Here is a 25,389-nt window from a genome sequence, read left to right on the forward strand (position 1 = left end):
TTACTCCGGTTCCTCCTCTGTCAAAAATGGCTTCTTGGTCCACTCACCGTTCTCTTTCACCAACATTTCCACCTGCTGCTCGGCCCATTCCAATTTTTTGCCGCAAATGTGGGCCAGTTTCATCCCTTCATCAAAAAGGCGAATCGCTTCTTCAAGAGGAGCATCCCCCTCCTCCAGCAAGCGGACCACTTCTTCCAGTCGTTCCAGCGCTTCTTCAAACGGCAGCGATTCGAAATTGCAAGAGGAAAGATTTTTCTCTTCACCCATGTCTATTTTCCTCCGTTCCCCAAACCTGGCATTTGAGCGTCCCATCGGACATGCGGACCTGAATCAGATCCCCGGGTTGCACTTGTTTGCTCGATTTCACCAGCTGGTTACGTCCATAGCGGTAAACGAGAGAATAACCTCTCTGCATCACTTTTAAAGGACTTAATGCATCCAGCTGGATCAACAGTTGCGCATGCTGGGTCCGCCGCTCTTTCAGCAGGGTTTTGATTTGGTTCACACTGTCGCGTTTTAATCTCTTCAGGTGCTCTTGATATTGATTGAGACGTTCGGCAGGATGGTGAAGCCGAAGTTGAAATTCCAATTTTTCCAGCTTTCTGGTCTGTTTGACCAGCCAATTTTCCATGGAGCGCTCCAAGTCCGACTCCAAATGGTCAAGGCGCTGAGCGTATTGATGAAGACGGGCACCGGGATTTTGAAAGACCGGTCGCTCCGTGCTTCGCGCCAACCGTTCCCGCCATGTTTGAAGCAAAGAAGACTGGGCGCGAAGCAGACGCTTTTCCAGGGTACAAATCCGATCTCTCAAATCATTGATGTCAGGGACAGCCATTTCGGCAGCCGCCGTAGGTGTAGCCGCCCGCTGGTCGGCCACAAAGTCGCTGATCGTCGTATCCGTTTCATGTCCCACCGCCGAAATGACCGGGATGACCGAACGATAGATACTGCGGGCGACAATTTCTTCATTAAACGCCCACAATTCTTCAAGCGATCCTCCCCCGCGACCGACGATCAACACGTCCGCTTCTTTTAACAGGTTCATCTGGTCAATCGCGTCGGCAATCTCTTGAGGGGCCTTTTCACCCTGGACCGAAACGGGATACAGAAGAATTCTGGTCAGCGGAAAGCGGCGTCTCATCGTGGTGATGATATCGCGAACGGCCGCCCCGGTGGGTGAAGTGATCACTCCCACTGTTTTCGGGAAAGGAGGAAGCAGTTTTTTCGGCTGGGAAAAAAGGCCTTCCGCTGCCAGTTGATCTTTCAGCCGCCCGAAGGCGACATAGAGATCCCCCACACCGCTCAGGCGCATGTCTTGAACATAAAATTGAACCTGTCCTTCTTTGTCATACACCGACAGGTAGCCCCGGGCCAAAACGCGGTCGCCGTCTTTGGGGGTAAACCTTAACCGGCGGTTGTTACCGGCAAACATCGCCGCTTTGATCTTGGCATGTTCATCTTTCAGCGTAAAATACATATGCCTGCTTTTGCTGTGCTGGGAAAAATTGGAGATTTCCCCTTCGACCCATACGTTTTTGAGATTCTCATCTTCATTCAGTGTATGGTACAGATAGGACACCAAATCTGATACCGACCAAATATCTCTTCCCACGGTCACGGAACCATTCGTCCCCTCAAGTTTGATGATTGTTCAGACTTGCGATTCACCGTCTAACCATTGGACGAAGCTGATCGGTGATGCATCTTAGCCGATTTGACGGTGTTTTTCAGTAACATCGCAATTGTCATCGGCCCCACCCCACCCGGAACGGGGGTGATGGCCGAGCAGTGCGGAGCCACTTCAGCAAAAAGAACGTCGCCCACCAACTTCCCGTCTTCCCTACGGTTGATGCCGACATCAATCACGACCGCTCCCGGCTTTACGTATTCGGATGTGATCAGTTCAGCCCGGCCGACCGCAGCGATCAAAATGTCCGCCTGTTTCGTGTAGGAAGGCAAATCGATCGTGCGGGAATGGCACATGGTGACAGTGGCATTGGCCCGTTGCAAAAGTATGGACATGGGCTTCCCGACGATGTTGCTGCGGCCGATGACCACCGCATGCTTTCCTTCTACTGAGATGCCGATCCGCTTCAACAGCTCCATAATCCCATAAGGTGTACAAGGATAAAAAGCATCCTGACCGATCACAAGGTTGCCGACGTTCACCGGAGTAAAGCCATCCACATCTTTTTCAGGGGAAATGGTGGCGATTACCTGGTTGGCATCGATGTGACGCGGCAGCGGCAACTGCACCAAAATCCCGTGTACGGACGGATCATCATTCAGTTTGCGCACCTCGGCTAGCAATTCCTGCGGAGAAATATCTTCGTTCATGCGGATCAGATCCGAACGGATTCCCACTTCTTCCGAAGCGCGCATTTTTCCTCTTACATAGGACTCGGAGGCGGGATGGTTCCCTACCAGAATGACTGTTAAGCCGGGGACAATCCCTTGTTTTTTGAGACGGGCGACTTCATCTTTCAGTTCGTCTCTCACTTGCTGAGCGATCGCTTTTCCATCAATGATTCGATAGGACATCATCACACACCCCGTTATTCACTGTACAAGTTTATCTTTTTCCTGAACGAGTGTAAAGGAGCAGAAACTGCTCTAACAATGAACCAAAGACCCGTACGAATCCAAACCATTCAAATAAAGCCCCGATCTGTCTGAATCGGGGCTTAACGGTTCAATACTTTCGGATGATGAAGTTGTCATTGAGCAGGGACCAGTTGTCGGGAAAATCTTCTCCAAGTACCCAATAACCGATTCCCCGAAGCCGGTACTCCTTGACCAGGTTGAATTTAGCCTGGGCGCTCTGCTCGTTTTCAAACCAGACGACATGTTTTTTGCCCCGGTCATCCGTGTAGTAGTAGTACGGGGCTTGATCCCGGTTGTTGTATTGAATTTTAATAGCCTTCCGCAAAGCAAAAACCTTTGCCTCCTGGGGAGATACCCGTTTGGCCGGGGGGCCTCCTTTTCGATAGGGTAAAGTCCAATCATAACCATAGAGGGGGGCCCCCATAATAATCTTTTCCCGGGGAATTTTGGTCACGGCATAATCCACCACTTTGCGAACCTGGGGAATGGGGGAAACTGCCATGGGAGGTCCTCCGGTCCAGCCCCATTCATACGTCATCAGCATCACGAAATCGGCGACTCTGCCGTGAAACGCGTAATCATGGGCACCATGCCACGGTCCCCCCTGCCTGTCACTGCTTTTCGGAGCCAGGGCAGTGGACACCACATATCCTTCTTTCTTCACCCGTGGCAACAATGTTTCCAAAAAACCGTTGAACAGTCGGCGGTCTTGCTCGCGGATATGTTCAAAATCCACGTTAAGCGCGCGGTAACCTTTTTCTTTCATCACACGGATCACATTACGGATCAGCCGTTGGCTCGCAGCTCGGTCCGTAAAGAGCCGGTGGGCGATGTCCGGAGAGAAGTTGCCCTCCGCAAAGTTGGTGATGACCAGCATCGGGACTGCATTGTTCCGCCGTGCGGCCGCCAGGGGAGCTGCATCGTTTAAGGGAACCAGATTCCCGTCGGGTTGAACCCGGTAGCTGAAAAAAGCAACATAGGTCAGGTTCCGGGCAACCTCGCTCACGTCGGAAACGGCCGTTTGGGGATCCACCGGTTCGAGAAACCCGATCGACTCTATCCTTTGCTTTCCTCCCCCGCCCCTGAGATTGTTCTCTCCTCTTTCGTCAGGCAGAACCCTCCCTCTGCTTTTCATCGGGACTGCTTCAGGATGAGCAGTTCGGTTGGTCATTTTTTGGGGTGTGGCTTGTTTGTCTTCCCCTCCAAATCGGGCTCCGTTGCACCCTGCCAGCAGCAGGATCGTCGCCATAAAAATCAGACCGATTCGTCTCATGATATCACCCTGCCATTTCAGATTCATTTAAATATAACCTTCTACACCCGGGCGATATCCATGCATCCCTATGGCAGGGAGATAATGACAGTTGAGATTCCCGAAAGCTCTATCTCATTGCTGATTTGAATTCAATTCCGCGCGGATTTCATCCAGCTGGCGGACCATCCCGCCCAAGACTCCATTGATAAAACGGCCGGATTCCTCCCCGCTGAATAACTTGGCCAATTCTACCGCCTCATTGAGGACAACCTTGCGGGGGGTTTCCTCTATAAAGAGCAACTCACAGACAGACGCAAAATGGCGCGGTCTACCGAAGAGAGTCGCTCGACCGACCAACCCGCTTTGAGAAAACGACCGATCACGGAGTCAATCAGAGCTGTATGATTCTTTACACCCTCCACCAACTGCAGAAAAAAGGTATGATCGGGACCTTTCAGCCCTGCTCCGCGTTCCCGAATCACCGCATCGTTGTCTTCAGGATGAAATTCCATTTGGTACAAGGTTTGAATCGCTGTTTCTCTTGCCGTTCTCCTACTCATCATTCCAATCCTCCAAAAAAGAAATCCGAGCCAGAACGGCCCGGTCTCTTCTCTATTTATTCATCCATTTGTCCAATAAAATGAGATCGATGATCTGTTTAAAATCCTCTTTGTGGTCCAATTGTTTTCCGATGAAAAAACCCAGACCGACCAGGATGGCAAAAAAGAGAGTTTTCCAAAAGCCGGCAAACAGATAGATAAGCCCCAGGACGAAGCCGATCAGCGTCCCCAGTATTCTTCCTCCATATTGTAACCAAATCGACTCAAATAATTTCCTGTCCATGCCGGGACACCGCCTTATTCAACACGAACCCGGGATTTGTCTGGTTGAATCGTTTGAGCGACATAAACAGAGACCTGATCGACACCGACACCGGCAATCTTTTCCACCTGTTCTTTGACCGTAAGCTGCAATTGTTCCGACAATTCCTGGATCGGTCTCTCTCCGTCCACGATAATTTTCATCCCGATTCCGACGGAGGAATGGTCACCGTTGTGGCGGACCCGGGCAGTCAGATCGCGAATTCCCCTGACCTTTCGCGCCGCTCTTACAGCCAGACTCTCGATCGTTTTGAGTGAAATTCGTATGTGACCGATCTCCGTTTCCCGATCAACCCCCGGATCCAAGGCCCTTTTCTTCATCAGCCCGACCGCCAGGAGCCGAACACTGATGACCAAAGCAAACAAACTGACTCCGGCCACAGCCCATCTCAGTCCGGGATCCTGATAAAATTCCCTGATTCCGCTGATGACTTCCCTCGGACCGATCAAAATCTCCAGGCCGGCCAAAAATCCAACAACAGCGAGTGCGGCGAAACCGATACTAAACAAGAACAACAGGAGTCGGTCCAACAGCCCCATTCAGGCTTACCCCCCAAGTCTTCATCTGATCCGTTGCGTTGCGTCCGGTTCGGTGCCTTTTTCCTGTTGGGGGAATCGAATCCCTTCCACACGAACGATCACCTGGTCGACGATCAGACCGGTCATCGTTTCGACCGCTGATTTGACCTTTTCCTGCACTTCACGGCCCACATCCGGAATATGATATCCATAGTGGACATTTAAGGCCAATTCAATCGTCATTTGCTCGTTCAGATCCACGCGGATTCCTTTGCGGAGATTTTTTCTCCCCAGAAGTTCATTCAAGTCGCTGACGACCCCGCCGCTCAAACCGGCCACACCTTCCACTTCGGAAGCGGCCAAGCCGGAGATAATTTGAATCACTTCAGGAGCTATCTCCACTTTGCCCAGCTCAGTTGCATCATAATCAATCATTTCATTCATTTCCACTTGAACTCTCCTCATCTAAATTGGTGGTTTCCAAGAATTGAATGTGAAAGTCACCCGAAATAAACTTCGGATGGTTCAAGATTTTCAAATGGAAGGGGATCGTTGTATGCACCCCGTCGATCGCAAACTCTTTCAGCGCCCGATTCATGCGTTGTAGCGCTTCTTGCCGGTCTTTTCCCCACACGATGAGTTTGGCCACCATCGAATCGTAAAACGGAGTGATGCGGTATCCCTGGTAGCAAGCGCTGTCGACACGAACACCCGGGCCGCCGGGAGGCAAATAAAACCGAATCGTTCCAGGGGAAGGCATAAAGTTTTTGTCCGGCCGTTCGGCGTTGATGCGGCACTCGATCGCCCAACCGTCATAACGGACTTTCTTCTGGGTGACAGACAACTTCTCTCCGGCCGCCACACGGATTTGCTCTTTCACCAGGTCGATGCCGGTGATCAACTCGGTAACCGGATGCTCCACCTGGATCCGGGTGTTCATTTCCATGAAGTAAAAATTGCCCTCTTTGTCCAACAAAAACTCCACGGTTCCCGCACCCGAATAATTGACGGATTTTGCTGCGGCGACGGCGGCTTTCCCCATCCGTTCACGCAGCTCCGGACTCAAGGCCGGCGAAGGTGCTTCTTCAATCAGTTTTTGGTAACGGCGCTGGATCGAACAGTCTCGCTCTCCCAGGTGAATCACATTCCCATAGTTGTCGGCAAGCACCTGGATCTCGATATGGCGCGGCTCAACCAGGAATTTTTCCAGATAAACACCCGGGTTGCCGAAGTTGGCTTCCGCCTCTTTTTGCGCCAGGTTGATCGCCCGTCTTAATTCTTCTTCGGTATGAACGATCCTCATTCCTTTTCCGCCGCCGCCCGCCGTTGCTTTCACGATCACCGGGTAGCCGATCTCCTTGGCCGTTTTGGCCGCTTCTTCCACATCTTCCATCAGGCCGTCCGTACCCGGAATGACGGGAACCCCCGCCTTTTTCATCGTTTCCTTGGCCGTGGTTTTATCTCCCATCTTCACGATGGCTTCCGGAGACGGTCCGATGAACGTAATTCCGCACGCTGCGCATAATTCGGCAAAATCAGCGTTTTCCGCCAAAAAACCGTATCCCGGATGAATGGCATCCGCTCCGACCAATGTCGCCGTACTCATCAGATTGGTCATGTTGAGATAGCTGTCTTTGGAAGTGGCCGGTCCGATACAGTAGGCTTCATCCGCCAAGGTCACATGCAAAGCTTCCCTGTCCGCTTCCGAGTAGACTGCCACTGTACTGATTCCCAGATCGCGGCAGGCACGTATGATGCGTACGGCAATCTCACCGCGGTTCGCAATCAATACTTTTTTAAACATCTGAATTCCCTCCCGCGGTTCAGTCCGTTTTCACCAAGAACAGCGGTTGACCATATTCAACCAGCTGACCGTTTTCAACCAAGACTTTGACGATTGTACCGCGGACTTCAGCCTCGATCTCATTCATCAGCTTCATCGCTTCCACAATACAGACGACTGTTTTCTCGTCGACCCTGTCACCTTCTTTTACATAGGGGTCCGCATCCGGAGCGGGTGCGCGATAAAACGTTCCAACCATCGGGGACACAATTTTATGTAGAGTCTCATCCAAGGCAGCATCTTGGGCAGGAGCTTCGGCTTTGGCTTCCTGAGGCGCCGCTTGCGGAGCGGGTGCTGCCGGCTTGACCGGTTCTGCCGCCGGAGCAGGTGTCAGCGCCGCTGCCGGAGCCGTTTCCGGTGCCGGGGTCACAAGAGTGGCACGGCCTGTTGCCTTCTTAATGACCAACTTCGCTCCTTCATTATCGATCTTAAACTCTTCGATTTGCGATTCATCAATTAAACGGATAAGTTCACGAATTTCATGCATTTTAAAAGCCATTCGTCATTCACTCCTTGTTAGGTCCGCTCTCAGAATTGGACATTAACGCTAATAGCATAACCCTTTTTTGGTGGTTTGACCACCCCCTGATGATGAAAGGGTTAACTTCTTTCATTTTTTCCATTGGAAAGAAGGAAAAAACCCTCAATCGGGTGATTCGGCAAAATCGCTTTTACAGGCTCTGCGAATGAGAGGCCGTCGCGTACGGAGCAGTGATTTGCCGGGAAAAGAATTTTTCAGCGAGCGGCACACCTCCCTGACTTCGCAAATCTAAACTTCCCGGACAAGAATTCCTAACCGCTCATGTCATCCTGCCGTGAATGGATGGTTCATTTTTTGCGCTTGTTTTTTTATTCATTCAATTATAAGATTTATGTAAGCCATCATTTTCGGAATTGATATTCCGTAATTCGGAACAATTCATGTCTCTACATCAATGACTTCCTGTCGTTCATTGTCAACATCGCAATCACCAGCCCGGATGCCAACAGGCGGTCAGGTGATGAAGACCCATTCGTTTTCATTGGGCAATCCAAGCTTGTCGCTGGCAGCTACCCTGTCAATTACTTAAAAAAGACGACAACTACATATATCCCAGCTGCAAGTCATGGATTCGAAGGCGGTTCCTTTTGAATGTTCATTCAAAGCCCTTCCGTTCCGTCATCAGCCTTTCCCTAGATCCACTAAAGGAGGCGGCATGTGCAGCATAAAAACAAGACCATTGTCAAGTCGATCGAACTTCTGAAGCTGTTTCTTACCCATGACCGTTTAACCCTGCAGGAAATGGCACAGCTCTCAAATATGCCGAAAACTTCTGTACACCGGATGATCGGCTCCCTTGAAGAAATAGGCTTTCTTACAAAAGACGATGAGGGTAAGTATTCGCTTGGATTGCTATTTCTCCAGTTTGGACAACTTGTGGCGGAGCGTTTGCAGATTCGCCAACTCGCGCTTCCGGTTATGACACGTCTTCGGGATGAGATGGGGGAAGCGGTGAATTTAATTGTCCGGGACGGCAATGAAGCCATTTATATAGAGAAAGTGGACACCCATCAGCCTGTCCGGGTATATACCGCCATCGGACGAAGAGCCCCCATGTATGCAGGAGCTTGTCCACGAATCCTGTTGGCCTTTTTGCCCGAGGTTGAACGAGAACAGTACTTGAAGAACATTGAGCTTAAACCGATTGGTTCCGGCACGATCACCGATCCTGACCGGTTGCGGGCGGTATTGTCGGAGTCGAGAAAAACAGGATATTCCATCAGCCATTCTGAACTGCATGACGATACATCTGCGGTTGCGGCCCCGATCTTCAATCATCGGGGGCAGTTGGAAGCGGGGCTTAGTGTAGTGGGACCCGGGACTCGTTTTCAAGCAGACCGTTTACCTCTGTTGATCGAAAAGGTGCAGGATGCAGCCAGGGAAATTTCCCGCCAGTTAGGATGGCCAGGCTTACCGCCGCAAAACGTAAATAGGGGGTGAGCACGTGTCGAAAGCAGCATCTGTTGAATGCGCTCCACTGGGAGATACGGCTGTTATCATTCAATTCGGCCAAACGATAAGCCTTGAAACACACCGTAAGGTCAAAATGTTAGCGTCCTATTTGGACCAACATCCGATCCCCGGGATGGTAGAGTATGTCCCCGCGTTTACAACGGTCGCCGTATTTTATGATCCTTTGAAAATCTCCTATTCATCGGTGTGTTCCATGCTGGAACAGATCGTTTCAGAACTGAGGGAGCCAGTGAATGTTCAACCAAGAACGGTTGAAATTCCGGTCTGCTACGGGGGTGAGTTTGGTCCGGATCTGGAGTTTGTGGCTAAACATAACGGACTGACACCGGAGGAAGTCATAGACATTCATTCAAACGGTGAATACCTGGTGTATATGATCGGTTTTGCCCCGGGGTTCCCCTATCTGGGAGGAATGCCGGAACGCATCGCGGCTCCGAGGCGGGAATCTCCCCGTCTGTCCATCCCGGCGGGCACGGTCGGCATTGCAGGCACGCAAACCGGAGTGTACCCGATTGCCACCCCGGGCGGATGGCAGCTGATTGGCCGGACACCGCTCCCCCTTTTCCGCCCCGATCAAAATCCCCCCAGTCTGCTTCAGGCGGGAGATCTCGTGCGGTTCCGGCCGATTTCCCCGGAAGCATACCATGCTTGGAAGGAAGATTTCCGATGAGTCTGAAAGTCATCCGGGCAGGCCTGCTCACGACCATTCAGGATCTGGGCAGATTCGGCATGCAAAAACACGGGGTCATTGTCAGCGGTGCCATGGACCCGTTCGCTCTTCGCATCGGGAATCTGCTGGTTGGGAACGAAGAAGGAGAAGCGGCTCTCGAAATGACGATGCTGGGGCCGTCGCTGCTGTTTCAAAGAGATTCATTCATTGCCATTTGCGGCGGAGATCTGTCCCCGAGGCTAAACGGTGAGAAGATTCCCGGATGGCGTCCCGTGTTTGTAAGAAGAGGAAGCATCCTGGAATTCGGGGCGCCTGTATCCGGCTGTCGCGCCTATCTGACAGTGGCCGGAGGATTTGATATCCCCCTGGTGATGGAGAGCCGCAGCACGTATCTGCGTGCCGGAATCGGCGGTTTTCAGGGACGGGCGCTGAAAGAAGGAGATGTGCTGAATCTCCGGACACCTTCCGAACAAGTCATCAAACGAATGCGCCACCGATCCGAAGCAGCCGGAAGCCGATCGTTTCTCGTGAGTGAATGGTCCGTCAGCAGCGGCTTCCTTGCCGATTACAGGAAGAAGAATCCAGTGATTCGTGCGTTGCCGGGCGGCCAATGGAACCGCTTCACATCGGACAGCAGAGAAAAATTTTTCTCGCAGGAATTTCAGGTCACTGGGCAATCGGACCGAATGGGATACAGACTCGAGGGACCAAAACTAAGCTTATCCGGACCGCTGGAACTCATCTCGGAAGCTGTGTCCAACGGGACGATCCAAGTACCACCCTCGGGAAATCCGATCATCCTGCTGGCAGACCGTCAAACAACAGGGGGATATCCGAAAATCGCCCAGATCGCCAGTGTCGATCTCCCGTTGATTGCCCAGGTCAAACCAGGTGAGAAGATCCGTTTTCAACCGGTCACCCTGGAAGAAGCTCAAGAGCTGTACCGTAAGCGGGAAATGGAAATAGAGATGCTGAAGCAGTCTATCGCATTAAAAACGTAAAAAATTCGTGGGGGAATCGTTATGTTCCGAGTGGATTTAAACTGCGACATGGGGGAAAGTTTTGGAGCCTACAAGCTGGGTACGGATGAAGAGATTCTCCATTATGTCACGTCAGCAAACATCGCCTGTGGTTTTCATGCAGGGGACCCGGCAACGATGCGCAAGACCGTTCAACTCGCCCTTGAAAATGGAGTTGCCATCGGTGCTCATCCCGGACTGCCTGATCTGGTCGGCTTCGGAAGGCGGAATATGGACATCACACCGCAAGAAGCCTACGACATGATTGTTTACCAGATCGGGTCCTTATACGGATTTGTAAAAGCGGAAGGCGGTGTCATGCAGCATGTGAAACCGCACGGGGCTTTATACAATATGGCTACAAAACACCCTGAACTGGCTCAGGCCATTGCCAGGGCGGTATACAAAGTCGATCCTGAATTGATTCTGTTCGGTCTCTCCGGAAGCGAGTTGGTGAAAGCCGGGGAAACAATCGGACTGCGCACTGCACATGAAGTTTTCGCTGATCGGACTTATCAGCAGGACGGTTCCTTGACTTCACGCCGTCAGCCCGATGCTCTCATCACCGACCATGAGAAAGCCGCCCAACAGGTGATCCGAATGGTCAAAGAGGGAAAAGTGTTATCTCAGCAACACACAGACGTTTCCATCAAGGCTGATACCGTTTGTATCCACGGTGACGGACCGCACGCTTTGGTGTTTGCCCGTCGGATCCGCGAACATCTGACAGCCTCCGGAGTGAGTATTCGGGCAGTTGGACATAAATAAAACCCGGAATGGGAAAGGAGTCTATCCATTGGGCAAGAAATTTAATTGGAGTTTGCTGCTTGGAGCCGCATTTCTCATGGCGACCTCGGCCATCGGCCCTGGGTTCCTCACCCAGACTTCCGTATTTACTTCACAGTTTGCCGCAAATTTTGGATTTGTGATCCTGGCTTCCATTATTCTGGATATCGGTGCACAGATGAACATTTGGCGGATCATTGCGGTTTCGGAAAAACGGGCTCAAGACATTGCCAATATGGTACTGCCGGGACTTGGGTATTTCCTGGCCTTCTTGATCGTGATCGGCGGTCTTGCCTTTAACATCGGGAACATAGCGGGCGCCGCGCTTGGATTTAACGTGCTGTTCGGCCTTGATGTAAAGACGGGTGCAATTGTCAGTGCGCTGATTGCCGTCGGGATTTTCCTGTCAAAGGAAGCAGGCAAGGCGATGGACCGATTTACCCAGATGCTCGGCTTTCTCATGATCGGGCTTACCTTGTATGTAGCGATTCGATCGGCTCCTCCTGTTGGAGAGGCCGTCATCCGAACTTTTGCTCCTGTTGTGGAAGAAAAAGACAGGGCCGCGTTCTTCATGGCGATTGTGACACTAGTGGGCGGGACCGTAGGCGGATATATTACATTTGCCGGCGGTCACCGTTTACTGGATGCCGGAATTAAAGGACAGGATGCCCTTCCCGAAGTGACGAAAAGCTCCGTATCGGGTATTTTGATCACCGCGGTCATGCGGACCGTATTGTTCCTGGCCGCTTTGGGGGTGGTCGCCGCCGGCCTGACTTTGGATCCGGAGAATCCGCCTGCGTCTGTATTCAAACTGGCAGCAGGAGAGATCGGGTATAAGTTGTTCGGGGTTGTGATGTGGGCGGCAGCCATCACCTCTGTCGTCGGGGCTGCTTATACGTCTGTCTCGTTTATCCGGACCTTTAACGAAAAGTTGGAAAAGCGCCACAAATGGATCACGATCGGATTTATTCTATTGTCCTCGCTCGTGTTCGTCCTCATCGGGCGTCCTGTCAAAACCTTGATATTAGTAGGGGCATTAAACGGGCTGGTTCTTCCGGTAGCCTTAGGTATTATGCTGATTGCAGCCTATCAGAACAAGATTGTCGGCAATTATAAACATCCGATCTGGCTGACAATCTTTGGCGCTCTGGTTGTTGTTGTGATGTCTTACCTGGGTGGTATCACCCTGTTTAAAGAAATACCGAAGCTGTTCATGTGAGCGTCGGGGCAGACTTGAGAATCGGAGGGAGAAAAAATGGATGTTGCCCGTATGAAGCCGGAAGAAGCCCGTGCCATGATCCGACGGAATGAGTGGACCAGGCCCACTTCCGGAGTGGCAGGTGGCTATACACAGGCGAATCTGGTCATTTTAAAAAAAGATCTCGCATTTGAATTTCTCTTGTTCTGTCAGCGGAATCCGAAGCCTTGTCCGGTGCTTGATGTGACGGAGCCCGGTTCGCCGGTCCCGAATCTGGTTGCTCCGGAGGCCGACGTGCGAACCGATCTTCCAAAGTATCGCATCTACCGCCACGGTGAACTGGTTGAGGAAGTGACCGATATTGTGAAGTTCTGGGAAGACGATCTGGTCGCTTTTCTGCTCGGATGCAGTTTCACATTTGAGTCAGCCATGTTGAAAAACGGAATTCCCGTCCGTCACCTTGAAGAAGGTTGTAATGTACCGATGTACAAGACCCATATCCCATGTGTCAAAGCGGGCAGGTTCGAAGGTCCAATGGTGGTCAGCATGCGTCCCATTCCTGAAACCCATGTCGTTCGCGCAGTACAGGTAACCTCACGCTTTCCGGCGGTGCATGGGGCACCTGTTCAAATCGGGAACCCCGAAGCCATCGGAATTTCAAATATGGATCGGCCGGATTTTGGGGATCCCGTCACCATCAAAGAAGGAGAAGTCCCGGTCTTCTGGGCATGCGGGGTAACCCCACAGGCGGTGGCGATGCAGGTGAAGCCGGAACTGATGATCACCCATGCCCCCGGTCATATGTTGATCACCGACTTACGCGATGAACAGTTTGGTGTGTTGTAGCTTCAAACACAAAAACCCCTCCAAATCGGTTTGGAAGGGTAAAAAAAACAGGAGATTGCGATCCTTCATCTCCTGCCTGTTCAACATTCCGCATTACGGCTTGTAGGCCACTGATACATCCAGGGGTGCAACGCTGAGATGCTGTTTAACCAAACTGATGAGTTTTACCGCTTGTGAACTGGTCAGTTTGTCGCTTTGCACGATCACATCGACATGCGAATCGCCTGTGATGACCACGGCATCTTTGAAACCTTCCTGACGGATCAGTTCTTCGAGAACCGTTTCTTGTTTGTCTACTTTCATCAATTCATCGATTTTGTTCCTGGCTTCTTCCAGCTGTTCTTTGGAGGCATCGGGATTGGTGAGAACTTTCATATAGTCCTCTGTCATCTTTTGACGGAGAGTGTTGCGTTGCAATTGATAAGCGACAAAGTAATCATCGTTTGCTTTATCCAGCATTTCTTGGGTTTTTGCACCCTGTGAAGCCGTGTCGATGTTCTTGATGTCAACCTTGACACCGGCTTCGTCTTTCGCCCCTTCATTTAATTTGGCTGCCGGCTGCCCGACTGGTTCCACCGGTCCGGTTACAATGTAGTAAGCGGAAAGCACCACCATCAGCGTTAACATGGTTACCAACCATACGGTTTGTTTGTTCATGGTCATGAAATGATTCCTCCTTATCCTTTTGGCAATACGGAAATGCGGTGAACGGGGACATCGAGGGTTCTCTGCACGGCTTCGATCACGATCGCTTTCACTTGCAGATTTTCTACCCCTCTGGCGACAACCAGAACGCCTCTCACTTTTGGTTTCAGTTGTTTCACCACAACGGGTTTCTCTCCGTCTTCACTCCGATAGTAGGCCGTTTTTTTGTCATGGGTGTTCTGGGAGATCCGGCGATTGCCCCCCGTTTTGTCCACTTCGGTGGTCACTTGCTCCGATTCCCGGATATCCATTTGTACCACTTCTTCTTCCGTGGAATCGAGATTGACGATGACCGAGACATCGTCGACCCCTACAATTTTGCTGAGTACTTCTTCCAACTGTGCTTCGTATTCTCTTTCATAATCCTGCATCGTTTTGATCTTGTCATAAGAAGCGGAGGTGGCTTTCGCCTCCTGTTCGGGGGGAGGCGGAGCATCTTCGCTGATCCCTACTTGCTTCGCCTGAAAAGAAGAGAACAGCATCACGCCGGCTCCCGCGAAACCCAACAGCAAAATCAGCCGGAACCGGTTTTTTTGTTTCTCGTTGCCGCCCATTTTTTCTTCAAAACGGGTCAACCACTGCTTCCACACCTTCTAACCTCCTTTCACAGAACCGGCTCGAGCCGGACTTGTATTTGCTCAGAGGAAAGATTCCAAGTCCGCTTCAAATCGTCGATGATGCTGCGGACCAGGCCGGCTTGTTGCGACGGTTTCTCCGTCCGGGTTGAAGCCGGTTGCTCCTCGCCCACATTCACATGAACCGGCATGATGGGTTGAGGTGATCTCATCCCGTCTCCGCTGTCAGGTGAATGAGCATCTTTCATCCTGGCAACCAGTCGAATCTGTTTGATCCGGGTCACGTGTTCGGGTGACATTTGTGTCGTTACGTTCGTCTCCATCACCTCCACCGGAAATTTTTGCGCAATCTGCTCCTGGATCATCTGTTCCATCGCTTGTTCCGTTTGTTCCTGAATCAGAGTGTTTTGTGCGGTTTTCAGCTTTTCGCTGTTCTGTTTAATTTGATCTATGGGGGCAAGCGTTTTGGCGTCGGTTGAACGATCTGTTGTAAAAGCCAGGGAAGACAAGTTCAAATCTTTTTGCAACAGATTGAAAATCGGAGACAGAATGGCCAGGATAATCAAAAGTCCCATCACCAGCTTCACATATCTCTCCATCGTGTGATTGGGGAGCAGGAGATCCATAAAGGTCGCGATCAAAATCAAAAGAATTATCTGCTTCAACCAGTCTCCAAGCCACTCGATCACATTCATCACCTACCTCATCATCACCGAGATATTTCCTGAGGCTACGATAATGGTAATCGCCAGGAAAAACATCAGCCCCACCGCAGCCAGCGCCGCGAAAATGTAGAACAGGGTTCGGCCGATGATGCTTAAACTCTCGATGATGGGGCTGTTGCCCAACGGTTGCATGATGGCGGCCGAAAAATTGTATATAAAGGCGAGGGAGAGAATTTTCAGGGCGGGAAATGCGCAAACCATCAGCAAGATGATCACCCCGGCCAGTCCAACCGTATTTTTAACCAGAAGCGATGCGCCCACCACCGTATCGGCCGCTTCCGAAATGGTCCGCCCGATCACGGGAACAAAGTTCCCGGTAATGTATTTGGCGGTACGGATGGTGATCCCGTCCGTGACGGCGGAAGTGGCTCCCTGTACGGAGATCACCCCCAGGAAGATGGTCAGCAATCCTCCCAGCACAGCCACACTCACCTTCCTCAACAAGCCGGCCAACTGATTCACTTTATACTTTTCGGACAAGCTGCTGACGATGCTGAGAATGGTGGCAAAAAAGAGCAGCGGAAACACAAACGTGTAAATAAATGTGCCAATCACATGAATCATGAACACAATCAGCGGGTGAAACAAGGTAACCGAACCGATATTGCCCATCGTGGTGAGCAGGGTGAGCAGGAGCGGGATCAGCGCCAGCATAAAATCGATCATGCGCCCGATTGCCGTTTTTGCCGCATCTACGGCGACGGCAAAGCTGTCTACCGCCAGGATGATAATCACCATAAAAACGATGGCATAAGCCACTTTGCTGACTTGATTATTTTCAAATGCGGTTTGCAGCGTTTGCAGGATCATGCTGAAAACGGTTAAGACAATGATGGTTCCCAACAGTTTTCCGTTGTACAACACCTCGTGAAAAAAATAGCGCAAAAATGCGGTCGCTACTTCTTTGGTGCTTAAGTTCTCTTTATTGAACAGCAGAAGGTCAAACAAACCGGGTGGATTTTGCCCCTGAAAATAGCGCCCGTATTCCGTCTGCAATTGGCGCCAGAACGATTCCACCTCTTCCGTCTGCAATTGATTCAATTGGGTTCGAATCAATTGATCCGTGACCGAAGGCTCTTTTTCCCCTTCAACGGCGTGGACGGGGAGCGGCATGTGCAAGTAAATGATTAGAATGATGATCGGAATGAACTGTTGGGTATTCAACATCTCGGTCATCCTCACGCGGGCAGAATTTGGACAATGGTTTCGATAATGACGGTGATGATCGGTATGGCCATCACCATGATCAACACTTTGCCGGCCAGTTCAATCTTGGAGGCGATAGAACCTTGTCCCGCATCACGGGTTACTTGCGCTCCAAATTCGGCGATGTAAGCAATCCCGATAATTTTTAGAATCGTTTCCAAAAACAAATTGTTGACTCGCGCTTGGGTGGCCAGATTTTGCAGGACCCCGATGACTTCGGCAAGTTTTGCGGCAAGAGAGATAAAAATGATGATCCCCACAAAGGTAGCCAGGAGAAATGCAAAAACCGGCTTTTGTTCTTTGATGACCAGGATCAGAAACGTAGTGACAAGCCCGAGACCTACCACCTGGATTATTTCCAAGCGGACCGCCTCCCATCAGGTGCGAAAAAGAAAGACGTTTTTAATGGTTTGGAACAAATCCTGAATCAACATGGCGACCATAAACAGGACCACGCCAAATCCGAACAGCGTCACCCAGTGTGCAAAATCCTCTTTGCCCATCTGTTTCAAAACCGTATGAATCATGGCGACAATGATGCCGATTCCGGCAATTTGGAAAACGGAATCCAAATGATATGGCATAATCAGTACCTCCCCCCGCCTACAACAAAGCGCTCCGTTTCTCAGATCAATACATCAAAATGACGATCAATGCGCCGGATAAAACCCCTATCGTTTTATACATTTTTTCATACTTGGCTTGCTCTTCCCGTGCCTTCGCTTCTTCCACTTCGAGATTGGACTGGGCCAGCGCCAGATGATGGAGCTGGTCTTCCCGGTCGGAAATCCCCAGGGTATGACCGAGATCCAGCAAGATCATTTTCTCCGCTTTGGTCAGCGCGGTCATTTTCCACTCTTGTTCAACAGCGCTTTGAAAACATTCATATGTAGAAGCTCCATCCATTTGCGAAAGATTGCGGGCGCATGCGGCAAACAACCGGGAAACGGGACCCAGCTCTCTGGATGCGATTTGCTGGCATGCCTGGACGAGCGGTCGGGTTCCGTAGCCGATCTCCGTTTCGAGACAGGCCAGTGCAGAACGGAGTTGTCTGATTTGCCGCGGCCGCTGTGCCACATTTCCCGCTAATTGAAATCCGATCAGGGTGGAAGCGATGATGATCAAACAGGCTCCGATCAATTTGATCATCGGTGTCCCGCCACCTTGGGTCCGAACGGCTCCCTCGCGGGCTCCAGATGTCTCAACATCCGGTCGTAAACAGCTTCCACCGTTCCCGGACCATGACGGCGGCTGAGTAATATAATGCGGGAGAATACGCCTTCTTTGACCAGTTCCGCAAGTGTGGGGCGCCGGCAAACTTCTTCGACCGATTGACCGTGTGCGGTCGCAAACAGATGTACCCCTGCGTAAATCGCCTCATGTACCGCATCGCTGTCTTCTTGTCTGCCGATTTCATCCACGACAAGAATCTCAGGAGACATCGAACGGATCATCATCATCATTCCCTCTGCTTTGGGACAACCATCCAAGACATCGGTCCGGGGCCCAACATCATGTTGCGGCACGCCGTCCACACAACCTGCGATTTCTGACCGCTCGTCGACGATTCCCACTTTGTGCGAACGGTAACCTTCCCCACCCGTACTCGCCAAGCGCGCCAAGTCGCGAATCAACGTGGTTTTGCCGCATTGAGGGGGTGAGACGATGAGAACGTTTTCCGCTTGATCCCCACGCAGGACATATGGAATGAGCGATTCGCCAACCCCCTTTACCTGGCGGGCAATGCGAACGTTGAAGCCCGTAATATCCCGGAGATGTTTGACTTGTCCTCGATCCACCACCACCTTGCCCACCAGGCCGACCCGATGCCCTCCCTTCACGGTTACATACCCCCGGCGCAGTTCTTCCTCCATGGCATACAAAGAGTGATTGCTGATCAAGTTCAGCATTTTGATGCAATCATCCTTGGTCGGAATCATACTGTCCTTGGGCTGCTGACTGAGCAGGCAATTGCGGCTGACAAACCAGGATTGCTCCGAGGTGATCACTTCCAACGGGCGATCCTGCCTCACACGAATCTCTTCCAAACAGCCGAGAATGGTACGCGGCAGAGACTGGATCAATTCCCGGATGGAGAGAGGGAGAATCTGGTAAACAGGCTTGATTGACATGGAGCACCTCCCGTCGCACATAAATTCTTTTACTCCCATACATATGTGGACTTGTTCCTAATATGACAAGCTGACGCTCATCCATGGTCCAAGATCGCACAATAACAAATGCCGAATCAGACGGAGTGCATGAGACCTGACGGATGAGTCTTCCGGCGCCAACCACTTAAACAGAAAAAAGAGCGGCTGCTCTCCGCTCTTAAATTCCTTCTCCATCTTCAACTGTGTCGTTTTCTTCCTGGTCTGACACATCCTCTATGTCCAAGACCGTATGACACTTGGGACATAAAAGTTCCATCGTTTCATCTTCCACGTCAGCGGAATCGACGAGTACGTGTTCACCGCATTCGGGACAAATGAGTTCCAGCATCTCTTCTTCATCTTCATAAGCAACCAGTTCAAGGTCATTCAGATCGTCATCAATCGCCTCTACATATTCTTCCAGTTCCAGTTGGCGCTTATCCATTTGCTGCGTCGCTTCGATCAGTTCATCGATGATATCGACCAACCGCCCCAACGCTTTTTGCTCTATGCTGTCCTGCTTCTGAGTTCCTTCAAGCAATCCTTGAATATAAGCTAATTCTCTTCTCAGACGCTCATACATGCCACTCGCCATCCTCTCTGATTCGATCTTGTAAGGTTATTGTCGCCACGCGGTTCACCTCTCATTCTTCGCAATAATTGGCTCGATAGGAAATGACTTGTCAGGGCATCCTAAGTATGACACAAGGATCCAAGAGGTGAAATAGATGGCAGCAACCACACAAGCAAAACCAGAACAGGAAAAGCCGAAGACTTCCGCTCTTATCACCTTAACTTCCATTCCACTGATCATGGTGCTGGGGAACTCCATGCTGATTCCCGTTCTGCCCACGGCAAGTTCTGTATTGGGCGTGACGTCTTTTCAAGTCAGTCTGTTAATTACCCTCTTCTCAATTCCCGCCGCCATCGTGATCCCCATCGCCGGGATCTTATCTGACCGCATCGGTCGCAAAAAAGTGATTGCGATCAGCCTGCTTTTGTACGGACTGGGAGGACTCTTGGCAGGAATCGCTTCCGTTTGGAAAGGAGGATCCTACGGGTTTTTGCTCGCAGCGCGGATTATCCAAGGGATTGGCGCGGCCGGCACGGCACCCATCGCCATGGTTTTGGTCAGCGATTTATACACCAAAGAACAAAGAAGCAAAGCTTTGGGTATTATCGAGGCATCCAACGCCATGGGGAAAGTTCTGAGCCCCATCCTGGGATCACTCATTGCCCTGATTACCTGGTATGCGATGTTTTTCGCCTTCCCTCTCCTGTGCATACCCGCTGCGATTGCGCTCTGGCTTCTCATTAAAGAACCGGCAGCCAAGCAAGAACCGCCGCCGCTCAGCCAGTATAAAGAGCACATCAAGAAGATTTTTGCCCGGCAGGGCAAATGGCTGACGGTCGCTTTTTTTGCCGGAGCGATCACGATGTTCACCATGTTTGGGGTATTGTTTCACCTGTCCGATTTCCTGGAAAAGACATACAAAATAGATGGGGTCATCAAAGGCTTTATCCTGGCTATTCCTCTTCTTGCCCTTTGTTTGACCGCTTATTTTACAGGAGCCCATGTCAAAGAAAAAACGAACCAGATGAAAAAATTGATCATGACCGGGCTGATCACTTCCGCCCTGGCCATTGGAGTCGTTCCCTGGATCGATAATGCCATTCTGCTCATCACCGTCTCTTTTTTCATGGGAATTGGAAGCGGATTGATCCTTCCCTGTCTCAATACACTGATCACATCCGCAGTTGGGATGCAGGAACGGGGGATCATCACCTCCCTGTACGGAAGTGTTCGCTTTTTCGGAGTCGCTCTCGGCCCCCCCGTATTCGGAGCGCTTGCCAACCGGCCTTTTCTCCTTTTTCTCGGTACGGGCGTCTTATTAGCAATTGCTTTTGTTTTGGCCATGATCTTTATCCAACGTCCGCAACGCTTGCGCGGAAAAGACGGAAGAACACGCCTCTTGATTCGAAAAAGAAGATTGCATCCGGCATGAACCCAGCGGCTCTTTCCCGCATATAAATATCTCTGTAAGATGTCTAGCGGGAGAGGGGCGAATTGAATGGAATCCACTTCAACCATGATTTGGAACAGAAAGTTGATCGATCCTTCCAAAGAACGGATGGAAAAGCCTCGTACTCGTGGATGCACCATGGTGATGGATAAAGGAACGGGCTTGATCGCTTTCCGTGATACCCTTGAACTTGCCGGAGCATACATCGACTTTATCAAACTGGGTTTTGGAACGGCCGTACTGACTCCCGGTGCGGTGTTGCGGGAAAAGATCATCCTTTGTAAACAACATCAAGTGAACCTATATCCGGGAGGAACCTTTTTTGAAATTGCAGTAGCACAAAATTGTCTCCATTCCTATTTTCGAACTCTGAAAGAACTTCAGTTTGAATGGGTGGAAATCTCTGACGGGACCATTGATTTATCACGCCAGGACAGGGAGAAAGCGATTCGTGAGGCCATCGAATGGGGGTTTCGGGTCATTACAGAGGTCGGAAAAAAGACCGCAGGATCGGTTGCCACCATTCCCGAGCTCCTATCCACTTATGAACACGATGTCAAAGCCGGGGCCATTTACATCATTGTGGAAGGAAGGGAAAACGGACAAAACATAGGAATCTACGATGACCGCGGAGAAGTGAACAGCCGATATGTGATGGATGTGTTAAAAGAAGTGGATCCGGACCGAATCATCTGGGAGACGCCACAAAAACACCAACAGATTCAAATTCTGCAATTAGTTGGCTGCAATGCCAATTTAGGCAATATCCCTGTTCACGAAATTCTTTCCGTCGAATCGTTACGACGCGGACTGCGTTCCGATACTTTTTGTTTTTGGAACCGTTGAAAGTGAGGCACTTGCAAAAATATCTACTATTTTCCCTCTTCCCTTCATAGAGTGGTACAAACACTCTTCGGACAGGGGATGCACATTTCATGAATCCTGATCTGTTGCTCGTCATCCTCATCGTAATCGGAATTATCGGGCGATCACCATTAATCGCTACAGCAGCCAGCCTGTTGCTCATCCTGAAACTGATTCACCTGGAGCGTTTTTTTCCGTCTGTGGAACGGCGGGGATTGGAATTTGGCCTTCTTTTTTTAACCATTTCTGTTTTAGTGCCGTTCGCTTCAGGTAAAATTAACTACAAAGATGTATTGTCCATTTTTACTTCTGTTCCCGGGGTCCTGGCTTTAATCGGCGGAGCATTGGCTACATACATGAACGGAAAAGGGCTTGACCTGCTGAAAGTGGACCCCCAACTCATTGTGGGATTAGTAATCGGATCCATTTTTGGCATTCTTTTCTTAAGGGGTATTCCCGTCGGGCCACTGATGGCAGCAGGCATCACGGCTTTTTTGCTCAAACTGTTTCATACGTGGTGGAACTGAAAAACAGGGTCATCTTTCAAAGACGACCCTGTTTTTTGTTATAACACGCATAAAGATTGCGGACGAACCCGGATGGATAAAGGAGTCCTGCCAATGACTTCCCCATCGGCATGGACAACCAGGGGAGCTTCGGAATCGATGGTAATCTCCTTTCCGCGGAGCAGGGTCACAGAAGGATGGTTCACATGCTTCCCTTTGTAGACGGACGGAAACATTTTTAAAAATTGGGCATGTTTCAGATTATGAACACAGCAAATATCGAGCCATCCGTCATCGTTTTTCGCGTCGGGACAAATCTTCATCCCGCCTCCGTAATAAGGATTGTTCGTCACGGCAATCAACCACAATCCTTGATATTCACAGCGTTTACCGTCTATGAGCAGAGAGACCGAAGCCGGGCGAAACCGGGTGAGAACTTGAACTGCTCCAAAAAAATAGATGGAGCGGCCTGCCCATCGTTTGAAAGGGGAATGGTTGACCGTATCGGCCACTTTCGCGTCAAACCCGACCCCGGCGAATCCGATCATCATCCGTTCGCCGATTTCCGCGGTATCCACGCGGCGCACCTGATGATCCAATACCCGCTGTAAAGCTTGTTCCGGATCAGAGGGGATGTTTTGTGCCAAAGCGAAATCGTTTCCTGATCCGGCCGGGATATATCCCATGGGGATCTCTGTGCCTGCCAACCCGTTTCCCACTTCATTGACGGTTCCGTCTCCCCCGATCGCCACCACCGCCTGTACATTTGACCGGGCAGCGGATTCGGCGATTTCAGCAGCGTGACCCGGCCCTTTGGTAAACTCCACCTGATAAGGAATATTCCGCTCTTCCAACAAGCGTTGCACCTGGAGCCAAATTTTTCGTCCACGCCCGTTACCGGAAACCGAATTTACGATAAACACTCTCACAACCCATTCTCCTTCGCCTGCTCAAACCCTGATCTTTAGGATCACGTGGAGCGGTTTTCGCTATTCATATGTGGGCAGATATATGAAAATGATAAACTCCTCCCGTGAGCGGTTTTATCCATTTTCACGTCCGACAGGAAGGCCTTCCATATTTTTGGCGGCAGAGGTATTCCGATCGATCTTCCGATACATTTTCTTCGCCACCCACAGATACATTCCCGGCACCCAATCGCGCAGCTTCATCGATAAGCTCATTCCGCGGGGGATCACCTTGATCCGCTTCGGGCGATCCATCAATTGGATGGCATGTCTGGCCACGGTTTCCACGTCAATCAATTGGCGGGCGATCGGACCCGGGAACAATCGGGAAGGATCTTCCCCTTTGAAAAACGGGGTTTGCACCGGTCCCGGACACAAAACGGAAACCTGAACCCGGGGAGAATACTCGAGAGAGAGCGACTCTGAAAAGCCGACCAGCGCAAATTTGGAAGCCGCATAGGGAGCAAGGTTGGGGATGCCTGTGAGTCCGGCTACGGAAGCGATATTGATAATGCGCCCCCCTCCTTGCTTGAGCATGTGGGGCAAAACAGTACAGGTCAAGCGGACGGCTCCCAAATAGTTGGTGTCAATCATGCCGATGTAATCTTCAATGGGGATGTCGAGGGATCCCCCAAAACGCCCGTATCCCGCATTGTTGACGAGCACGTCGATCCGGCCGTAGCGGTCGATGATCTGATCGACCATGCTGCTGACTTGTTCCAAGCTCGTGACATCACAGGGAAAAATGTCAGCCTGTTTCAGTTCGTTTTTCAATGCCTCCAGAGCCTCTCGGTTACGGGCAGCGAGGAGGGGAAAATCTCCTCTCTGCACCAATTGGCGGGCAAGTTCCCGCCCGATCCCGCTGGAAGCACCTGTAAGGAGAACAATTCGCCGATTCATGTGTCATCCCTCGTCAGGACATGGGGACTTGCGGTATAATCCGTCCCTCAATCCGTTCAAATATATCATCCAAGTCCCGGCCGGTAATGGTCAGACCATGGTTTTTCAGCCCCACAACCGCCCGCGCGGGATCATCCGCTCTTCTGATCTGTTCCGCTACCGCTTCAGCCAATTGGATCGTGCCGCACGGGTAATTGATTTCCGTTGAAGGAATCCCTTCCATCCAGGCGTGAATATGGACGATGGCACCCACTTCGGGATGTTCATTGTAGATCATCCAGTGTTCAATCGCATCAACGGAAGCCCGTTTGGGCTGCACATGCGGCGGAACGCTGATCTCCATGGCAGGGCTTTTGTCATCAAATCCTTTAATCATTAAAATGTCCCGGCCGATCTCTTTCAAACGGGCCTTATTTACCCCGCTGGCGCTCATCCAAAACTGGTTTCCATGCTTGCGTGCGCTCAAATTGCCGTAACTCAGCCCGCCAATTCCGTAGAGCCTTTGAATATGGCGAAGATCTTGAGGAGGTAATAATTGGTCAATCGGAAACGGAGTGGGGAGCAAATTCATCTCATCCAGCTTTTTGCCGGCGCGGTACATACTTTCCGTCACTTCGTCTCCTTCCCATAATTCTTCGGGAAGATCCGGAATGAACCGATTGTCGATCACCAATTTGGAAGTGGCCAGCGGCCGTAATCTTTCAAATACGTAGGAGAAATAACGTTCATCCGATTCATTCATGGGTACTGTGTAACATCCTTGTTCCAGGGTGATGAAATAGGTCTTGGGCTGCTCTCCGGAACGGTCCAAATAAATCATCATATTTCCCAGGGACCGCACAAGGATGGGGTATCCTGTATGTAAAATGCTTTCCGCTTTTTTGTCATTTTCGGTTACCGTTACGACAAATGTTCCTTTTCCTTTACGGCGGTAATGCTCCGGATGATCCGGATCAACAAAATTAAACACGAGTTGCAGTTCAGGATTGGTTTCTGAATCCAGCGTGTAACCGTTGGCTTCCATTACTTTTTGAATCCCCGAAGCAAAGCGCTCCAGTGTCAGGGTTCTTCGCCGATCACCAACCATTGAAAACATAACCATCAACCATTCACCCTTTCTCGATATCG

30 protein-coding genes and 1 pseudogene are annotated in these 25,389 nt (G+C 50.8%); 9 read left to right on the top strand and 22 right to left on the bottom strand.

The window, feature by feature from the left end; translation table 11 throughout:
• From xseB to accB, 10 genes and pseudogenes are all read right to left on the bottom strand, one after another.
• Nucleotides 1-267 carry an exodeoxyribonuclease VII small subunit gene (gene xseB, locus BMW55_RS09620; RefSeq protein WP_089967978.1) on the bottom strand — a complete coding sequence of 89 codons (267 nt, stop codon included), beginning with the start codon at nucleotides 265-267 and terminating at the stop codon, nucleotides 1-3.
• Nucleotides 260-1,612 carry an exodeoxyribonuclease VII large subunit gene (gene xseA / locus BMW55_RS09625; RefSeq protein WP_483099583.1) on the bottom strand — a complete coding sequence of 451 codons (1,353 nt, stop codon included), beginning with the start codon at nucleotides 1,610-1,612 and terminating at the stop codon, nucleotides 260-262. The genes xseB and xseA overlap by 8 nt, the downstream gene beginning before the upstream one ends.
• A gap of 59 nt (nucleotides 1,613-1,671) precedes the next feature.
• Nucleotides 1,672-2,541 (bottom strand): bifunctional methylenetetrahydrofolate dehydrogenase/methenyltetrahydrofolate cyclohydrolase FolD, encoded by an 870-nt coding sequence (folD, locus tag BMW55_RS09630; protein WP_089967985.1) that lies wholly within the window; start codon nucleotides 2,539-2,541, stop codon nucleotides 1,672-1,674.
• A gap of 151 nt (nucleotides 2,542-2,692) precedes the next feature.
• Nucleotides 2,693-3,904, bottom strand: coding sequence for a glycosyl hydrolase family 18 protein (locus tag BMW55_RS09635; RefSeq protein ID WP_244527519.1), 1,212 nt, complete (start codon nucleotides 3,902-3,904; stop codon nucleotides 2,693-2,695).
• An 87-nt stretch (nucleotides 3,905-3,991) separates the two neighbouring features.
• Nucleotides 3,992-4,422: pseudogene (gene nusB / locus BMW55_RS19950) on the bottom strand (transcription antitermination factor NusB).
• Between the two features lie 49 nt (nucleotides 4,423-4,471).
• A complete protein-coding gene (locus BMW55_RS09645; RefSeq protein ID WP_089967988.1) occupies nucleotides 4,472-4,702 on the bottom strand; it encodes a DUF2273 domain-containing protein in 231 nt (76 codons plus the stop codon).
• Nucleotides 4,703-4,716: 14 nt separating this feature from the next.
• Nucleotides 4,717-5,280 (bottom strand): alkaline shock response membrane anchor protein AmaP, encoded by a 564-nt coding sequence (gene amaP / locus BMW55_RS09650; RefSeq protein WP_089967991.1) that lies wholly within the window; start codon nucleotides 5,278-5,280, stop codon nucleotides 4,717-4,719.
• Between the two features lie 21 nt (nucleotides 5,281-5,301).
• Nucleotides 5,302-5,703 carry an Asp23/Gls24 family envelope stress response protein gene (locus BMW55_RS09655; RefSeq protein ID WP_089968258.1) on the bottom strand — a complete coding sequence of 134 codons (402 nt, stop codon included), beginning with the start codon at nucleotides 5,701-5,703 and terminating at the stop codon, nucleotides 5,302-5,304.
• Nucleotides 5,696-7,063 (bottom strand): acetyl-CoA carboxylase biotin carboxylase subunit, encoded by a 1,368-nt coding sequence (accC, locus tag BMW55_RS09660; protein ID WP_089967994.1) that lies wholly within the window; start codon nucleotides 7,061-7,063, stop codon nucleotides 5,696-5,698. The genes BMW55_RS09655 and accC overlap by 8 nt, the downstream gene beginning before the upstream one ends.
• Nucleotides 7,064-7,082: 19 nt before the next feature.
• The gene (gene accB, locus BMW55_RS09665) at nucleotides 7,083-7,601 is read right to left on the bottom strand and encodes an acetyl-CoA carboxylase biotin carboxyl carrier protein (RefSeq protein WP_089967997.1); all 519 of its coding nucleotides are present in this window, start codon (nucleotides 7,599-7,601) and stop codon (nucleotides 7,083-7,085) included.
• Between the two features lie 699 nt (nucleotides 7,602-8,300).
• On the opposite strand from accB, the gene BMW55_RS09670 reads away from it, so the two are divergent.
• From BMW55_RS09670 to BMW55_RS09695, 6 genes are all read left to right on the top strand, one after another.
• On the top strand, nucleotides 8,301-9,083 hold the full coding sequence (locus BMW55_RS09670) for an IclR family transcriptional regulator (protein ID WP_089968000.1): 783 nt from the start codon (nucleotides 8,301-8,303) through the stop codon (nucleotides 9,081-9,083).
• Between the two features lie 4 nt (nucleotides 9,084-9,087).
• Nucleotides 9,088-9,786, top strand: coding sequence for a 5-oxoprolinase subunit PxpB (pxpB, locus tag BMW55_RS09675; RefSeq protein WP_089968003.1), 699 nt, complete (start codon nucleotides 9,088-9,090; stop codon nucleotides 9,784-9,786).
• Entirely contained in the window at nucleotides 9,783-10,787 is a 1,005-nt protein-coding gene (locus BMW55_RS09680) for a 5-oxoprolinase subunit C family protein (RefSeq protein ID WP_089968006.1), read from the top strand. The genes pxpB and BMW55_RS09680 overlap by 4 nt, the downstream gene beginning before the upstream one ends.
• A 21-nt stretch (nucleotides 10,788-10,808) precedes the next feature.
• Nucleotides 10,809-11,573: a LamB/YcsF family protein gene (locus tag BMW55_RS09685; protein ID WP_089968009.1), complete on the top strand. Its 765-nt coding sequence runs from the start codon at nucleotides 10,809-10,811 to the stop codon at nucleotides 11,571-11,573.
• 76 nt (nucleotides 11,574-11,649) lie between these two features.
• Complete coding sequence (locus BMW55_RS09690) at nucleotides 11,650-12,810, top strand: NRAMP family divalent metal transporter (RefSeq protein ID WP_089968262.1); 1,161 nt, start codon at nucleotides 11,650-11,652, stop codon at nucleotides 12,808-12,810.
• Nucleotides 12,811-12,846: 36 nt separating this feature from the next.
• Nucleotides 12,847-13,635: a putative hydro-lyase gene (locus tag BMW55_RS09695; RefSeq protein ID WP_089968012.1), complete on the top strand. Its 789-nt coding sequence runs from the start codon at nucleotides 12,847-12,849 to the stop codon at nucleotides 13,633-13,635.
• A 93-nt stretch (nucleotides 13,636-13,728) separates the two neighbouring features.
• Here BMW55_RS09695 and BMW55_RS09700 read toward each other — a convergent pair whose 3' ends face one another.
• From BMW55_RS09700 to BMW55_RS09740, 9 genes are all read right to left on the bottom strand, one after another.
• The gene (locus BMW55_RS09700) at nucleotides 13,729-14,298 is read right to left on the bottom strand and encodes a SpoIIIAH-like family protein (RefSeq protein ID WP_089968014.1); all 570 of its coding nucleotides are present in this window, start codon (nucleotides 14,296-14,298) and stop codon (nucleotides 13,729-13,731) included.
• Nucleotides 14,299-14,312: 14 nt separating this feature from the next.
• Nucleotides 14,313-14,930, bottom strand: coding sequence for a stage III sporulation protein AG (gene spoIIIAG, locus BMW55_RS09705; protein WP_089968018.1), 618 nt, complete (start codon nucleotides 14,928-14,930; stop codon nucleotides 14,313-14,315).
• A 14-nt stretch (nucleotides 14,931-14,944) separates the two neighbouring features.
• The gene (gene spoIIIAF, locus BMW55_RS09710; RefSeq protein ID WP_089968021.1) at nucleotides 14,945-15,610 is read right to left on the bottom strand and encodes a stage III sporulation protein AF; all 666 of its coding nucleotides are present in this window, start codon (nucleotides 15,608-15,610) and stop codon (nucleotides 14,945-14,947) included.
• A gap of 3 nt (nucleotides 15,611-15,613) precedes the next feature.
• On the bottom strand, nucleotides 15,614-16,807 hold the full coding sequence (gene spoIIIAE / locus BMW55_RS09715; RefSeq protein WP_170839852.1) for a stage III sporulation protein AE: 1,194 nt from the start codon (nucleotides 16,805-16,807) through the stop codon (nucleotides 15,614-15,616).
• Between the two features lie 11 nt (nucleotides 16,808-16,818).
• Nucleotides 16,819-17,208: a stage III sporulation protein AD gene (gene spoIIIAD / locus BMW55_RS09720; protein ID WP_089968026.1), complete on the bottom strand. Its 390-nt coding sequence runs from the start codon at nucleotides 17,206-17,208 to the stop codon at nucleotides 16,819-16,821.
• Between the two features lie 15 nt (nucleotides 17,209-17,223).
• Nucleotides 17,224-17,430, bottom strand: a complete 207-nt coding sequence (gene spoIIIAC / locus BMW55_RS09725; RefSeq protein ID WP_089968029.1) for a stage III sporulation protein AC — start codon at nucleotides 17,428-17,430, stop codon at nucleotides 17,224-17,226.
• Nucleotides 17,431-17,476: 46 nt separating this feature from the next.
• Nucleotides 17,477-17,995 (bottom strand): stage III sporulation protein SpoIIIAB, encoded by a 519-nt coding sequence (gene spoIIIAB, locus BMW55_RS09730; protein WP_089968032.1) that lies wholly within the window; start codon nucleotides 17,993-17,995, stop codon nucleotides 17,477-17,479.
• A complete protein-coding gene (gene spoIIIAA / locus BMW55_RS09735; protein WP_425283840.1) occupies nucleotides 17,992-18,972 on the bottom strand; it encodes a stage III sporulation protein AA in 981 nt (326 codons plus the stop codon). The genes spoIIIAB and spoIIIAA overlap by 4 nt, the downstream gene beginning before the upstream one ends.
• A 205-nt stretch (nucleotides 18,973-19,177) precedes the next feature.
• Nucleotides 19,178-19,582 (bottom strand): CD1247 N-terminal domain-containing protein, encoded by a 405-nt coding sequence (locus BMW55_RS09740; RefSeq protein ID WP_089968038.1) that lies wholly within the window; start codon nucleotides 19,580-19,582, stop codon nucleotides 19,178-19,180.
• Nucleotides 19,583-19,727: 145 nt separating this feature from the next.
• Here BMW55_RS09740 and BMW55_RS09745 point away from each other — a divergent pair, with 145 nt between their 5' ends.
• The 3 genes from BMW55_RS09745 (at nucleotide 19,728) to BMW55_RS09755 (ending at nucleotide 22,414) form a co-directional block, all read left to right on the top strand.
• A complete protein-coding gene (locus BMW55_RS09745; RefSeq protein WP_089968041.1) occupies nucleotides 19,728-21,005 on the top strand; it encodes an MFS transporter in 1,278 nt (425 codons plus the stop codon).
• Between the two features lie 66 nt (nucleotides 21,006-21,071).
• The gene (comA, locus tag BMW55_RS09750; RefSeq protein ID WP_089968042.1) at nucleotides 21,072-21,869 is read left to right on the top strand and encodes a phosphosulfolactate synthase; all 798 of its coding nucleotides are present in this window, start codon (nucleotides 21,072-21,074) and stop codon (nucleotides 21,867-21,869) included.
• A gap of 89 nt (nucleotides 21,870-21,958) precedes the next feature.
• Nucleotides 21,959-22,414: a DUF441 domain-containing protein gene (locus BMW55_RS09755; protein WP_089968045.1), complete on the top strand. Its 456-nt coding sequence runs from the start codon at nucleotides 21,959-21,961 to the stop codon at nucleotides 22,412-22,414.
• A gap of 38 nt (nucleotides 22,415-22,452) precedes the next feature.
• Here BMW55_RS09755 and BMW55_RS09760 read toward each other — a convergent pair whose 3' ends face one another.
• The 3 genes from BMW55_RS09760 to BMW55_RS09770 form a co-directional block, all read right to left on the bottom strand.
• Nucleotides 22,453-23,322, bottom strand: coding sequence for a diacylglycerol/lipid kinase family protein (locus BMW55_RS09760; RefSeq protein WP_089968048.1), 870 nt, complete (start codon nucleotides 23,320-23,322; stop codon nucleotides 22,453-22,455).
• Nucleotides 23,323-23,436: 114 nt separating this feature from the next.
• Nucleotides 23,437-24,261: an SDR family NAD(P)-dependent oxidoreductase gene (locus tag BMW55_RS09765; RefSeq protein WP_089968052.1), complete on the bottom strand. Its 825-nt coding sequence runs from the start codon at nucleotides 24,259-24,261 to the stop codon at nucleotides 23,437-23,439.
• A 13-nt stretch (nucleotides 24,262-24,274) separates the two neighbouring features.
• Nucleotides 24,275-25,363, bottom strand: a complete 1,089-nt coding sequence (locus BMW55_RS09770; RefSeq protein ID WP_089968055.1) for a class II aldolase/adducin family protein — start codon at nucleotides 25,361-25,363, stop codon at nucleotides 24,275-24,277.
• Nucleotides 25,364-25,389: the final 26 nt, after the last annotated feature.

Origin of the sequence: Lihuaxuella thermophila (assembly GCF_900110165.1) — a bacterium.
Lineage (GTDB): Bacteria > Bacillota > Bacilli > Thermoactinomycetales > Thermoactinomycetaceae > Lihuaxuella > Lihuaxuella thermophila.

Bases quoted from the DNA above. Each gene is read 5' to 3' on its own strand.
- BMW55_RS09645 (WP_089967988.1), bottom strand. From the start codon at position 4,702: ATGGACAGGAAATTATTTGAGTCGATTTGGTTACAATATGGAGGAAGA.
- folD (WP_089967985.1), bottom strand. From the start codon at position 2,541: ATGTCCTATCGAATCATTGATGGAAAAGCGATCGCTCAGCAAGTGAGA.
- spoIIIAE (WP_170839852.1), bottom strand. From the start codon at position 16,807: ATGTTGAATACCCAACAGTTCATTCCGATCATCATTCTAATCATTTAC.
- BMW55_RS09685 (WP_089968009.1), top strand. From the start codon at position 10,809: ATGTTCCGAGTGGATTTAAACTGCGACATGGGGGAAAGTTTTGGAGCC.
- BMW55_RS09695 (WP_089968012.1), top strand. From the start codon at position 12,847: ATGGATGTTGCCCGTATGAAGCCGGAAGAAGCCCGTGCCATGATCCGA.
- BMW55_RS09745 (WP_089968041.1), top strand. From the start codon at position 19,728: ATGGCAGCAACCACACAAGCAAAACCAGAACAGGAAAAGCCGAAGACT.
- accB (WP_089967997.1), bottom strand. From the start codon at position 7,601: ATGGCTTTTAAAATGCATGAAATTCGTGAACTTATCCGTTTAATTGAT.
- BMW55_RS09770 (WP_089968055.1), bottom strand. From the start codon at position 25,363: ATGGTTATGTTTTCAATGGTTGGTGATCGGCGAAGAACCCTGACACTG.
- BMW55_RS09690 (WP_089968262.1), top strand. From the start codon at position 11,650: ATGGCGACCTCGGCCATCGGCCCTGGGTTCCTCACCCAGACTTCCGTA.
- BMW55_RS09635 (WP_244527519.1), bottom strand. From the start codon at position 3,904: ATGAATCTGAAATGGCAGGGTGATATCATGAGACGAATCGGTCTGATT.
- BMW55_RS09740 (WP_089968038.1), bottom strand. From the start codon at position 19,582: ATGTATGAGCGTCTGAGAAGAGAATTAGCTTATATTCAAGGATTGCTT.
- spoIIIAC (WP_089968029.1), bottom strand. From the start codon at position 17,430: ATGCCATATCATTTGGATTCCGTTTTCCAAATTGCCGGAATCGGCATC.
- accC (WP_089967994.1), bottom strand. From the start codon at position 7,063: ATGTTTAAAAAAGTATTGATTGCGAACCGCGGTGAGATTGCCGTACGC.
- spoIIIAB (WP_089968032.1), bottom strand. From the start codon at position 17,995: ATGATCAAATTGATCGGAGCCTGTTTGATCATCATCGCTTCCACCCTG.
- BMW55_RS09765 (WP_089968052.1), bottom strand. From the start codon at position 24,261: ATGAATCGGCGAATTGTTCTCCTTACAGGTGCTTCCAGCGGGATCGGG.
- spoIIIAF (WP_089968021.1), bottom strand. From the start codon at position 15,610: ATGAATGTGATCGAGTGGCTTGGAGACTGGTTGAAGCAGATAATTCTT.
- amaP (WP_089967991.1), bottom strand. From the start codon at position 5,280: ATGGGGCTGTTGGACCGACTCCTGTTGTTCTTGTTTAGTATCGGTTTC.
- BMW55_RS09655 (WP_089968258.1), bottom strand. From the start codon at position 5,703: ATGAATGAAATGATTGATTATGATGCAACTGAGCTGGGCAAAGTGGAG.
- xseB (WP_089967978.1), bottom strand. From the start codon at position 267: ATGGGTGAAGAGAAAAATCTTTCCTCTTGCAATTTCGAATCGCTGCCG.
- BMW55_RS09680 (WP_089968006.1), top strand. From the start codon at position 9,783: ATGAGTCTGAAAGTCATCCGGGCAGGCCTGCTCACGACCATTCAGGAT.
- BMW55_RS09755 (WP_089968045.1), top strand. From the start codon at position 21,959: ATGAATCCTGATCTGTTGCTCGTCATCCTCATCGTAATCGGAATTATC.
- comA (WP_089968042.1), top strand. From the start codon at position 21,072: ATGGAATCCACTTCAACCATGATTTGGAACAGAAAGTTGATCGATCCT.
- BMW55_RS09700 (WP_089968014.1), bottom strand. From the start codon at position 14,298: ATGACCATGAACAAACAAACCGTATGGTTGGTAACCATGTTAACGCTG.